The 12,449-nt window shown below is 41.5% G+C and carries 9 protein-coding genes and 2 tRNA genes; 9 read left to right on the top strand and 2 right to left on the bottom strand.

Features of this window, described 5'->3' with window-relative positions:
* The 3 genes from U9M98_01265 to argS all read left to right on the top strand — a co-directional run bounded on the left by U9M98_01265 (window position 1) and on the right by argS (window position 4,244).
* Window positions 1-1,269 (top strand): ComEC/Rec2 family competence protein, encoded by a 1,269-nt coding sequence (locus U9M98_01265; GenBank protein ID MEA2020332.1) that lies wholly within the window; start codon window positions 1-3, stop codon window positions 1,267-1,269.
* On the top strand, window positions 1,224-2,072 hold the full coding sequence (locus tag U9M98_01270) for an MBL fold metallo-hydrolase (GenBank protein ID MEA2020333.1): 849 nt from the start codon (window positions 1,224-1,226) through the stop codon (window positions 2,070-2,072). Before U9M98_01265 ends, U9M98_01270 begins: the two co-directional genes overlap by 46 nt.
* Window positions 2,073-2,369: 297 nt before the next feature.
* Window positions 2,370-4,244: an arginine--tRNA ligase gene (gene argS / locus U9M98_01275; GenBank protein MEA2020334.1), complete on the top strand. Its 1,875-nt coding sequence runs from the start codon at window positions 2,370-2,372 to the stop codon at window positions 4,242-4,244.
* A gap of 10 nt (window positions 4,245-4,254) precedes the next feature.
* On the opposite strand, the gene U9M98_01280 is transcribed toward argS, so the two are convergent.
* Window positions 4,255-4,935: a sortase gene (locus tag U9M98_01280; protein ID MEA2020335.1), complete on the bottom strand. Its 681-nt coding sequence runs from the start codon at window positions 4,933-4,935 to the stop codon at window positions 4,255-4,257.
* Between the two features lie 91 nt (window positions 4,936-5,026).
* Here U9M98_01280 and U9M98_01285 point away from each other — a divergent pair.
* Window positions 5,027-5,103 (top strand) — tRNA-Arg (locus U9M98_01285).
* 283 nt (window positions 5,104-5,386) lie between these two features.
* Window positions 5,387-5,461 (top strand) — tRNA-Pro (locus U9M98_01290).
* 260 nt (window positions 5,462-5,721) lie between these two features.
* On the opposite strand, the gene U9M98_01295 is transcribed toward U9M98_01290, so the two are convergent.
* Complete coding sequence (locus tag U9M98_01295; protein ID MEA2020336.1) at window positions 5,722-6,849, bottom strand: PEGA domain-containing protein; 1,128 nt, start codon at window positions 6,847-6,849, stop codon at window positions 5,722-5,724.
* A gap of 76 nt (window positions 6,850-6,925) precedes the next feature.
* Here U9M98_01295 and U9M98_01300 point away from each other — a divergent pair, with 76 nt between their 5' ends.
* The 4 genes from U9M98_01300 to U9M98_01315 all read left to right on the top strand — a co-directional run bounded on the left by U9M98_01300 (window position 6,926) and on the right by U9M98_01315 (window position 12,247).
* Window positions 6,926-7,936: a rod shape-determining protein gene (locus U9M98_01300; GenBank protein MEA2020337.1), complete on the top strand. Its 1,011-nt coding sequence runs from the start codon at window positions 6,926-6,928 to the stop codon at window positions 7,934-7,936.
* A 196-nt stretch (window positions 7,937-8,132) separates the two neighbouring features.
* Window positions 8,133-9,275, top strand: a complete 1,143-nt coding sequence (locus U9M98_01305) for a glycosyltransferase family 1 protein (GenBank protein MEA2020338.1) — start codon at window positions 8,133-8,135, stop codon at window positions 9,273-9,275.
* Window positions 9,276-9,531: 256 nt separating this feature from the next.
* Window positions 9,532-10,263, top strand: coding sequence for a WecB/TagA/CpsF family glycosyltransferase (locus tag U9M98_01310; protein ID MEA2020339.1), 732 nt, complete (start codon window positions 9,532-9,534; stop codon window positions 10,261-10,263).
* Between the two features lie 388 nt (window positions 10,264-10,651).
* Window positions 10,652-12,247, top strand: coding sequence for a glycogen/starch synthase (locus U9M98_01315; GenBank protein ID MEA2020340.1), 1,596 nt, complete (start codon window positions 10,652-10,654; stop codon window positions 12,245-12,247).
* The last annotated feature ends 202 nt before the right edge of the window (window positions 12,248-12,449 follow it).

The raw sequence follows: 12,449 nt of genomic DNA on the forward strand, positions 1-12,449 counted from the left end.
ATGCTTAACGCTAGAAAAATATTCTTTTTAAGCATAGTTATTTTTCTCTTCACTCATTGGTTTTATCGATATTGCAAAACTATAGACAACCTCCCAAAGGAGCGCACGAGAGTTCAGCTAAGAGGTATGGTAGCAACCGTTCCTAAGCGTTTGGGCACTAGATATGTTTTTGACCTACAACCTGTTAGGTTCGCTCCTGAGTCACCTTTCAAAGTCAAGAAGATTACTGTATATGCGTCATTGGAGTCAAAACCAACTTTTGGTGAGTGGTTGTTAGTTGAGGGGCTACTTAATCCAAAAGGTTACATAAGTTTTCCCAGAATAGAAAATCTGAAAAAGTCCAGATCCCCCTTTGTCATTTTGCGGGGGAATCTTTTTAAACTTCGTAGAAGTGTTGGAGATTTAATTGCAGCTGCTGTACCTGAACCAGAAGCAGGACTTCTTAAGGGGATTTTATTGGGTATAAAAGATGAAATTTCAGCTGATTGGGAAGATATTTATAGAAAAGTTGGTGTTACCCATGTAGTTGTTGCTTCTGGCTATAATGTGACTGTTTTGATAGGTGTTGTTTCTGCTGTAATTAGGCCCTTGGGAACAGGCTTTACTTTTATATTTTCTACATTGGCTATTGCTCTCTTTACACTAATGCTTGGTGCTGAGCCCCCGATCCTCAGAGCAGCTTTAATGGGTTTTGTTGCAAGTATGGGTAATCTCATTGGTAGGCGGAGGGATGTCTTGCGAACATTATTTTTTACTGGTTTTTTGTTGCTTTTTATAAACCCGCGATTTATTAATTCCATAAGTTTTCAATTAAGTTTTGCATCTTCATTGGGTCTTGTTGTTTTAGTTCCATGGTTAGAAAAAATTTTTGATAATGCGGTTCTTTCATTTTTAATGTTGAAAGAGGATTTGGTAACCACCATAGCTGCATTTTTGTTTGTTTTTCCTGTTGTTTCTTTTCACTTTGGTAAAATTTCCCCAGCATCATTCTTAGTTAATACAATAACTTTGTGGACCATTCCGCCTGCCATGCTATTTGGCTTTATTACAGTATTAACAGCTATGGTTAGCAGGCAGTTGGGGAGAATGTTAGGTGCTTTTTCTTGGATTTTTCTGAAATTTTTTAATTGTGTAGCGTTTCGTGCTTCCCAAATTTTCGAGTTTTGGCAAATACGGATGTCACTCTGGGCTGTTGCTTTGTATTATATTTTATTATTTGTTCTATGGTTTCTATTCCAGAACCTTGGCAGGGTAAAGCAAAAAGATTAATCTTGTTTTTTCTAATAGCTTTTGTAGCTATTGAGACAGTTGTTTTAGTAACCTTTCCTACCAGAAACCTGATGATAGCAGTGCTTGATGTGGGTCAGGGGGATGCGATTGCACTGCAAACTGCGGAAGGTCATAGAATATTGATAGATGGTGGTCCGGATGATTCAGTGTTACCCGAGCTGGGGCAGCTTTTTCCTTTTTGGGTGCAGGAGTTAGATCTTTTAGTTATTACGCATTGGGACTCTGACCACATAACTGGATTACTAGATATTTTGGAAAGGTATAGGGTAAGACACGTTCTGGTAGGGACTTTAGAATGCGAGACAGCAGTTTGTGAGGCTGTACTTTCAGCTATAGAAGAAGAAGATGCTGAGATTTTGCTTGCGAGGCAGGAGGCTTCTATTAATCTAGGGAAAACAAGCTTCAGTGTCTTGTGGCCGCCGCATAATTGTTCTTTGGGTCGCAATGATTGTTCTGTGGTGTTATTGCTAAATTATGGTGATTTTGAAGCTGTATTTACGGGAGATATTGAAGAAGCTGGTCAAAAAAATTTCTTAGGGCTTGTTAGGGAGTCAGAAGTGTTTAAAGTGCCGCATCATGGGGCGGATTGCTTGTGGGAACCGTTCTTGCAGAGAATCAAACCAATGTTGTCAGTTGTATCAGTGGGGGAAAATTCGGTTGGGCATCCAAAACCGGAAACTTTGAACAAGTTACACAGTGTGGGAACAAAAATATTGAGGACAGACCAAGTGGGAACTGTGAAAGTAATTTCGGATGGAGGGCGTTGGGGGATAAGGAATTGAGATAGCGAATCTATGCGAATGGGAAAAGAAGAGACTGGGAACTCGTGGCTCGTAACAGGGTAACAATCCGTAGCCTTGGCGAAGGGTTGTAAAGCTTTGGAGGGTTCCGCCCTACGAAGCGTAGTGGTGCCACGAGCTTGCTCGTGGGGTTCCACTAGGCCTTCCATCTCTGAGCGAGTGACAAAGCCTAACCTATACATTCTTAGCTAAGAAGGTAGATAAAGTCCTTATATTTAGCTAGAATATACACAACTTAGTACTCCTAGCAATTAAAATCTAGCAGTGCTGAGACCTATTATGAAGCCTGTTATTAAAGAGATAAAAGACTTTGTTGGCAAAAAAGTAAGCCAGAAATTTGATGTTTCTTTGGATGTTGAAATTGAGCATCCTCAGGATCTAGACCACGGTGACTTTGCAACTAATATTGCGTTTAAACTTGCTAATTCCCTTGGTAAGGCTCCGCGGGAGATAGCTGAGGATTTGGTTAATGATCTGTTTGTAAAAGAAAAGTTGCCTTCCTTTATTAGTTCTGTTGAGGTGGCTGGCCCTGGTTTTATTAATTTCTGGCTTTCAAAAGAATTTTTTTTACAGGAGGTACACAAGATTTTAGAAGATGGGGACAAATATGGTAGTAGTAAGATAGGACAAGGAAAGAATATTCTTCTTGAACATACATCACCAGACCCAATAAAAACAATTCATGTTGGACATTTGCGAAATAATTTTTTGGGAATGGCAGCAGCGCGTCTTCTGGAAAAGTGCGGTTATTCTGTAATTAAGGACTGCATAGACAATGATCGTGGTACGCATGTTTCCCGGGCAATGTGGGGATTTTTAGTGTTTGGTCGTAAATCCTTAGCACTTTCGAAAAAGCAAATAAGTGAATTTGCGGTAGAGGATTCCCAGATAGAAGAAATGGGTAGTGGTGTTAATTGGCGAGAGCTTCTTTCAGAGTGGATAGAATTTCCCCAAAGGTGGTACAAGCCAGAGGACTTGGATCTTAAGCCAGATCACTTTGACTTACGTTTCTACTCCTTAGGTGACCGGGCAGAGATATTGGTTTCTGAAGTTGAAGGTCAGGTTAGGGAAATGTTACAAAGCTGGGAAAAGAAAGACAAAGCAGTTCGAGAGTTATGGAAGCAGATTATTAACTGGTCTCACAAAGGTTATGAGCAAACTTACAATCGAATTGGTAGTGAGTTCGATCATGTCTGGCGAGAAAGTGAAATATATGAAGATGGGCGGAAAGTTGTCGAGAAAGGCGTGGAAAAGGGAATTTTTAAGTGTCTAAATGATGGGGCTGTGTTGTCTGATCTTTCTGATTATGGGCTTTCGGACGCTATTCTTTTAAGGTCGGATGGGACCACTCTTTATCATACTCTAGACCTTGCTTTAACTAAGAAAAAGAAGGAAAAGTTCCCTTCAGATTTGTATATTTGGTGTATTGGAAATGATCAGATATTGTACTTAAAGCAGTTGTTTGCTATGTGCGAACAATTGGGGATTGGTAGCAGAGAGCAGTTTTGCCATCTTAATTTTGGTTATGTGAATTTGAAGGGTGGAGAAAGGATGAGTAGCCGAACCGGAACTATTGTTTCCGCAGATAGGCTTTTGGATTTGTTGCATAAAGACGCGCTGCTACTTATTGAAAGTTCTGACTCTGTGCAGAAAGATAGTTTTTCTCTTGCTGAGAGAGAGGAGGTAGCAGAGGCTATTGCTTTGGGGGCTTTGAAATATGGTCTTTTAAAATACAGTCGAGAAAAGGATACTGAGTTTGACCCAGAAGAATCAGTAACATTGGAGGGTGATTCTGGACCCTATCTGCAATACTCGTATGCGCGCTGCTATTCTGTTCTTAAAAAGGCGGAGCAGAAAGAATTTGATTTTGGAAATGTCCAAGAATTAAAAAGTGAAGAAGAATCTTTATTGCGCACTCTATATTTATATCCCGAAGTGATAGAAGATGTTCAGCGCAACTTTGGTTTAAATCGACTTTGTAGTTTTCTTTACGATTTGGCGCAAAAATATAATTCTTTCTACAACAGCTGTCCCATTCTAAATGCGGAAAGTAGGGAAGCGCGGAATTTGCGATTAGCTCTAACATTTGCTACTGCGCAAATTATAAAAGACGGTTTGAGTCTTTTAGGTATAAAAGTCTTAAAAAAGTTGTAAACATTTTGGCTTAAAGTGCAGAGTTGCCTGTGAGTTTAGCTGTCACAATGAGGCGATTTAAAGTTGTCCCTGGTGGGTGGCATGTTTGCAGGGTGAGGGTGGGTTCGGATGTTTCTCTAAGTAGTGGTGTAGTGTTAAATCCAGATACAATTTCTTTGTTACTTACCTCGTAGACAAACCGCTGATTATCCAAAACTACGCTTACTCGGTCCCCTTTTTCTAGTTTCCTCAGAAGATTAAAAACTGTAGCATATTTGCCAAGTTCCCAAAAATTTAGAGAAGAGTGGGCAAACAGATAGGTGTTACCTGCTTCTCCGGGCAGTGCTGTACCTTTTGCATGGGCTACCCCCCTGCGCATAGCTGCCATGTATTGGTCTTTACTGCCGGCGGGTACATTTTTGATGACAGGTGCATTTACTCCAATTTTTTCAATTACAACTGCAAATTCCGAAGAGATAGGGGTGACTTTTAGGGGGGTAGGGGAATTTGCAAGAGGGGCGAAAAGGCTGTCCGGAGTCTTGGCGCAGTCTAGGTTGTAGATTTTACACTTAACACCTCTTTCGACTCTTTTAGCCCAGTACCACGCTTCAGATGATACTGTGGGCCAAATAGTTATTCCCAGAAGGAGAATTCCTCCAATAATTAAAGCATTTGCAATTGTTTCTAAAAAAAAGTGAAATCCAAATTTCATTTAAGTTACACAGGGGCAGAAGTTAGCTTTTTAAGGTTGGCAGTAATTTGATTTTACCATAATTACAGGGTAAAATGTAGGTGTGGGATGTGTCCCTGTAGCTCAGTTGGAAAGAGCGAGCGCCTCCTAAGCGCTAGGTCGCTGGTTCGATTCCAGCCAGGGACACCATGCGCAGGCTTTAGGGTTCGCCCGTGCACCAGAGGCTGGAAGCCACGGTGCAGGGCGCCGTGAACCGTATTTCGACGGAGTCGAAATCCTGGTTCTGCGGCGACTCCTGCCTGGGGCACCACCCCGACATACAGAGTTGGCAGACCAACTCCCGTCGGGGCGCGCCCTGGCGAGAATTACAATGGTTTTGTATGTTGGGGTGCCCCGCAGGAAGCGCGCTAGTGCTTTGTATTGCGGGGCAGATTAGAATTTGATTGAGTGTATTTAATATATTGTATATCCTCGGGGACTGGCCCAATGGTAGGGCGCGCCGTTCGGGTCGGCGAGGTTTCCGGTTCGAGTCCGGAGTCCCCGACCACCGCGCTCAGCGCGGTGATGGCACGCTTAGCGTGCCCACGGTTCTATACATTAAATGCAACGACCGCTGAGCGGGCCGACAGGCTCACCATAAGATATGGAGGGTGCAGAGTTTTACGGAGCGGACGAGAAGCTTGTCCGGTGCATGGCAAGCCACCTTGTGTGGACTGACATGCTTTGGACAACCTCGTACGTTTACCCACTTTATCTAGGCTTAAACTATCGTTCAATGTTAATTAGCGAGGATTTTCAGTCTTGTACTCACCTTATTCCTAATGCGTAGAGATTAGGTGGTGAGTTTTCTTTGAAAGATGTCAAAATAATTAAGTTAGAGCCATCGGGAGTTGCAGTTACAGGGAAGCCTTCTTCTAGATTTCCGCTATAAACTTCTTTTTGGTTTTTGCCATCAATGTCAATTACACTAATCTTTTTTTCCTCTTGTATTATCAGGTGCTTACTGGTTGCGTACCAACTGACTCTAGTATTACTATCTTTTCCTTTCCTAAGTGCTAGATAATGCCTTTTCTTTCCTACTCCTAAAGGTTTTTCTCCGTTATAGACATGCCATTCTGTATGCTTTTCGCTGTCTTTGGTAAAGAGAAATCGCTTTTCATCGTGGGACCACTTAGTGTTTGGATCCAGTGCTATATCTTCGAATTCTTCCTCTATTTCAATTTTGTTTAACCACTCCTTTCTTTTTTCCTTAATAGCTGTTTCCCATTCTGCAAGAGTTGGCTCAGCAGAAGTTGTTGCTTCTTCCTGCGTTCCTCTCCGGGTATCTAAGACAACGTAACCTCTAGGATTTAGTGTTACTAAAAGGGTATTTTCCTTTGGTCCCCATTCTAGATTTTCAGCAAGTGAGAAAGTCCTTGTTAATGTATCTGCGGCAATCAAGCGTGGGTTTTCTTGGATAATGTTGAGTAATGAGGGAGAGGTAAGTTCTAGTACCCAGATTCCCGGAGGATCGCTTCTTCTGGATGTGTAAGCTATTCTTTCTCCTGTTGGAGATATTTTGGCTATTTCAATTCCGGAAGCAGTCATGGGGTTGAGCCGTGGTGATCTCAGAACTAGTAAAGCATCTATTTCTGTGATTAAACCTTCAAAAACCTCTACCTCTTTTTCCCAGGTGGTGAATCCTTCCTTTTTTATTTCCAAGTTATGCATTCCCGGAGTTACGGAGTCCAAAACAGAATTGGTAGTTTCAACTAACTTTCCATCCAGGTATACTTTAGCTTCGCTTGGTGTTGATTGGGCAAGTATCATTCCCGTCTTTTTGATTTCTTTTTCAGCAAAATTATAAGTGTAGCCTCTGGCAACTAGGATAGCTATTACAGTTATGGAAAGAAGGGTTGTGAAAGTAGTGAGGAAGATTGTAACTCTTCTATTCATTGCGCTGCCTATTATAGCACAAACTTCTACCCTCTCGTTAGGTAGCTTATTTTTATGATAAACTACTTGCGGAACAATGAGTGTTTTAAGTAAGAAAATTGCTATTGATTTAGGTACAGCAAACTCTGTTGTTTATAAAGCAGGGGAGGGAATTATTTTGAATGAACCCACGGTGGTAGCGGTTACTGTGGATGACAGAAAGGTTGTGGCTGTAGGGGGAGCTGCAAAAGAGATGTTGGGCAGAACTCCTACCAATATAAGTGCCAATCGCCCAATGAGAGATGGGGTGATTGCTGATTATGCTGCGACTGAAGCGCTTTTAAAATATTTTATTGATAAAGCTACTGGTCCTTCAAGGTTTGCCCGACCTGTGGTTATGGTTTCTGTACCTGCTGGTGTTACTTCGGTGGAGTCGCGAGCAGTGTTGGATGCTACTCTCTCAGCTGGTGCTAGAAAAGCATATTTGATTCCTGAACCTTTAGCAGCTGCTATTGGTGCGGGAATTCCGATTTCAGAAGCGCGGGGGAATATGATTATTAACTCTGGTGGAGGGACAACAGAGGTTGCTATGGTTTCGCTAGGAGGTATTGTTGCTCAGAACAGTTTACGGGTGGGTGGAAATAGTTTAGACGCAAGTATTGTCCAACATTTGCGGCGAGAATATAATCTTAGTGTGGGGGAACAAACTGCGGAGCAGATAAAGATAGAGATAGGATCTGCAACTCCTTTGGAGGAAGGTTTGCGTAAGGATGTACGTGGCAGGGATAGTATTTCTGGCCTTCCGCGCACAGTGAATATTAGTTCGCACGAGATTACCAAAGCTTTGAGAAGACCTCTTTCTGAGATGACCCAATCTGTTCGCCGGGTGTTAGAGAAAATACCTCCGGAGCTGGCAAGTGATGTGGTGGATAGGGGTATGACAATGTCAGGAGGTACGGGAACACTAAGAAATTTGGACAAATTTCTTACCAAGGAGACTGGTGTTCCAGCGCATGTTGCTGACGATCCCATCTTTTGTGTAGTTCGAGGTTGCGCAAAGGCAATAGAAAATATTGAAGTTTTTAGGAAAAATCTTACAGTGCGGTAAACAGTAAAGAGGAGACTGGAGACTCGTAATAGGAGATAAGAAATAGAAAATAAAGGCTAAATTTTAAATTACATATCCGCTAGCCGTGCTGAAGCAGTGGGTCGAGGGTGGGCGAAGCCCCCCCAAATAAATACTAAATACTAAATACTAAATACTAAATACTAAATACTAATTGTTAGCTACTAATTACTAATCTATGAAAATTGGATTTGATGCTAGCCAGATCACAGCACCCCAAAAAGCTGGCACTGGTAACTACTCTTATTGCTTGGCTCAAGCCCTTGCTGCGTGTGATTCAGACAACAGTTACATTTTTTTCTTTCGTAAGAATCCTTCGGACCAGGTCAAAGAAACAATTTTTGCTAGGAATTCCGATTTTTCTTATAAAGTTTTGGAGACTTCTTTTTTGTGGACGCATGGTGCTTTAGCTAAAGAAACTTTTTTAGGTGAATTAGACTTGCTGTTTATGTCTTATCCCACTTTGCCTCTAATAAGGGATCCTTCCCTTAAAACAGTAGTTACTTTTCACGATCTGGGTTTTGATTTTCTTCCTGAATACCAAAAATTTCTAAAAAAATATTTTTTGAGGCTGTTTCCGCGCATTGCAGCTAAGCAAGCTACTCGTATAATTGCTGTTTCTAGTTCTACTAAAGAAGCTTTGGTAGAAAAGTACAATGTTTCTCCCGCGAAGGTGAGTGTGATTTATGAAGGCGTTGATGTTCCCCGGTTCCAAAAAACATACTCCAGTGTCGAGAAAAAAGCTACTTTTTCTAAATATAATGTTAAAAAACCTTTTATCCTTTTTGTGGGTACCATCCAACCCCGCAAAAATTTGGAAAGGCTAATTGCAGCTTTTTCAAGGTTAAAGCAGCGTTCTGATGAGAAGTTGGCAAATTTAAGCCTAGTGTTGGCAGGGAAGCGGGGGTGGCTCGCAGACGAGGTATATTTAGCTCCTCAGAAATACAAGGTTGGTAGTTGGGTTAACTTTTTGGGGCGCGTACCAGATGAAGATTTACCTCTCCTGTATCAGGAGGCAGAGTGTGTAGCGTTTCCTAGCCTTTTGGAAGGGTTTGGGTTACCTGTTTTGGAAGCTATGGCTGCGGGAACCTCTGTAGTCACATCTCGCGTTTCCAGCCTGCCGGAGGTAGGGGGAGATGCTGCTTTTTATGTTGATCCACAGGATGTTGAAAGTATTGCTTCTGGTTTGTATAAGGTGTTAACTGATGTGGATTTGAGAGAAAAATTAATTGAAAAAGGGCTGCAGCGAGTAGGTGACTTTAGTTGGGAGAGTTCTGCGAAGAAATTGCTTAATGTTTTTGAGAAAGTAGATAAGAAATAAATTACAAATGACAAATAGCAAATCACGGAAAGAAATTACTTCCTTCGGAAGTGAAATTAATCAGAATTGAAATTACGCTCGGAAGCGTGAAATTAAATTTGATTGCTTATTGTTGATTGTTAATTGCTGATAGATAAAGAAGAGATAAGGGATAAGAGATAATAAATACGAAATTCGAAATACGAAGCTCCAAATAAAAAAGAAATACTAAATACTAAATACTTACTACTTGATGCTTACTACTAGCTACTAATTCATGAAAATACTAGGTGTTCGTGTTGACAATGTAACCATATCTGAGGCGGTGGAAAAGATAGGGGAATTGGTGGTGGATAGCGGGAAACATTATGTGGTTACACCCAATTCCGAGTTTATTGTTGATGCTCAAAAAGATATAAAATTTAAAGATATTTTAAACAATGCGGATCTCTCTATTCCTGATGGTATGGGTGTTGTTATTGCTTCCCGCTTTTATGGTACTGGTTTAAAACAGCGCGTGGCAGGAACAGATCTGGTAGACAAGCTTTGTCGGGAAGCAGCACGAAAAGGCTGGACAGTATTTTTTCTAGGAGGTCTTCAAGGAGTAGGGGAAAGGTCTGGTAAGGTTTTGCAGAAAAAATACCCCCAGTTAAAAATTGCGGGTACGTACGAGGGAAAAAGGGAAAAAAAGTATGATCAGGAGACAGTTCAGGGAATAAAGAATATTTTAGAAGGCAGAAGAGTGGATATATTGTTTGTTGCCTATGGTCATGGTTATCAGGAGAAATGGATAGAAAGAAATTTGGAGCGCCTGCCTGTTTCTGTTGCAGTTGGGGTGGGTGGGGCGTTTGATTTCATTTCTAAGTATATACCTCGCGCTCCGGTATGGATGCAAAGAATAGGTTTGGAGTGGCTTTTTCGGTTGGTTCAGCAACCATGGAGGTGGAGAAGGATTTTTAAGGCAGTTGTGGTATTTCCTTGGTTGGTGTTTAAAGATAAGTTAATTTAGCACTGGTGAACCCCAGTACCAGAATCCCGACAAGTCGGGATACGGTACGGGGTTAGTTCGGCTTACTGAGAAACCTGCGCTTACAGCTTGGTTTCTCAGAACCTCACTAAAAAAATAACCCCGGGGTGACTCCGGGACAATGATCTGTCTAGAGCCACACCGGGGTGTGGTTTTGTCTTTTTGCAGCTGCCTACTTTTTGTAACTGGGAGGAGTTTGGGTCCAATCGCATTGAATGGGTTGCCAAACTATAATTTCAGGAAGTTATCCAGTTTTTAAAGTGCATTTCGCGTCTGCCTCTTAGTTTCTGCCTATATTTTTACCATATCTGTAAACTTCTTATTTGTCAAGTGTTAATGTGTGGGGTATAATGCGTGTAACCTGCTTGTTATGACCTCAAGCGTTTTGGATCAGCTACAAAGCATAGTTTCTCCGCAGGGAGGTGAAGACCTTCGTATTTTAATGGTTGCGCCGGAATGTACACCTTATGCAAATGTGGGTGGTTTTTCGCGTGTTCTGGGTTATCTCTCTAGGGAGTTGCGCGGTCTAGGTGTGGATGCGCGTGTTTTTATGCCAAAATTTGGGCAAATTGATGAGGATAAGTACAAGATGGAAATGGTTTTGGAAGGTTTGGAGGTTCCAACTGGGGTAGAGGGGGGTGAGAGAGATGTTTTGGTGTGTAATGTTAAGAAACACCAAGCGCCAGGAGGTGCCCCGGTGTACTTTTTGGAAAATATGGAGTATTACGAGAAGAGAGCTAATGTTTATGGTTATTCTGACGATCCTGTTCGTTGGGCGTTACTTTCTCGGGGTGCTTTAGAGTTTTTGCGCCACAATGACGGAGCCAGATTTCCAGCAGACCGGGATTGGCTGCCTCATGTAATCCATTGTAATGACTGGGAAACAGGGCATATACCGAATTATCTTAGAACTGTCTACGGAAACGATCCCCGGTTACAGGGAATTGCTACTATTTTTACTATTCATAATCTTCAATACCAGGGCATGTTTGATCACCGTAATGTAAGCGAGTTGGATTATGACGACGGGCGAAGTGCTATTGCCCCCTTCTTTTCTGATCGGCTTCCCAAACAAAACTTTATGCGCCGGGGCATAATTTATTCAGATGTGGTAAATACTGTTTCCAAGACGTACGCCAAGGAGATTCTTACTCCGGAATATGGTGAAGGTCTAGATAGGCTTCTTTTAGAAGTGCGGTCAAAACTGTTTGGTGTGTTAAACGGAATTGATTACGACGAATTTAATCCTAAAACTGATAAATTAATTGAGGAGAATTATGATATCCGTTCTTTAAGTAAGAGAGTAGAGAATAAATTAGCTTTGCAAGAGGAGTTTGACCTTCCCCAAGATGAAGATATTTTTGTAACAGGGTTTGTTGGTCGCTTGGCAGATCAAAAAGGGTTAGATCTTATTTTCAAGACTTTTTGGCCTTTTCTTAAGAATTTTGATGCCCAGTTTGTTCAGGTAGGTGGGGGTGATGGGCACTGTATTGAAACGCTCAAGAAGATGAAGAAAGATTTTCCCGATAAAATTGGTATCCACCCCATGGCTAACTTTACACTTCCTCGCCTTATTTTTTCAGGGTCAGATGTTATGCTTTTTCCCTCTAAGTTTGAGCCGTGTGGAATAACTCAGCTGGAAGCAATGCGTTACGGGTCAATTCCCATTGCGCGCGAAGTCGGGGGTTTGGCAGATACGGTAAGAGACTTTGATTCCAAGACAGGGAAAGGGACTGGCTTTACTTTTAAGGGTTATGACAAGTGGGAGTTTTTTGCTCAGGTAGTTCGTGCTTATGAAACATTTCACTATTCTGAAGTATGGCGTGGATTAATGAGACAAGCAATGCAAGCAGACTTTTCTTGGACTGCTAGTGCCAAGGGATATATAGATCTCTATCAGAAAGCTATTCATTTTCGCCGCCAGGATCTAGTTTCGGAAGGTGTTATTTCTCCGGATGAAGTTTAGTATGGCCAATAGACTACAAATAATTAAGGTATAAATCCTATTTATGCTACGAATTGGGATGGCTAAATAACAAATTACAAGTAACAAGTTCCAAATGAAGAAATACGAAATTCTAAACTCTAAGCTCTAAATAAACAAGGAATAAACGAATTAAAGAATAAGAGATAGGGAATAGAGAATAAATTTTAAATTTTGAATTACC

It is taken from the genome of Patescibacteria group bacterium, from assembly GCA_034659915.1.
GTDB lineage: Bacteria > Patescibacteriota > WWE3 > JAUXAW01 > JAYEID01 > JAYEID01.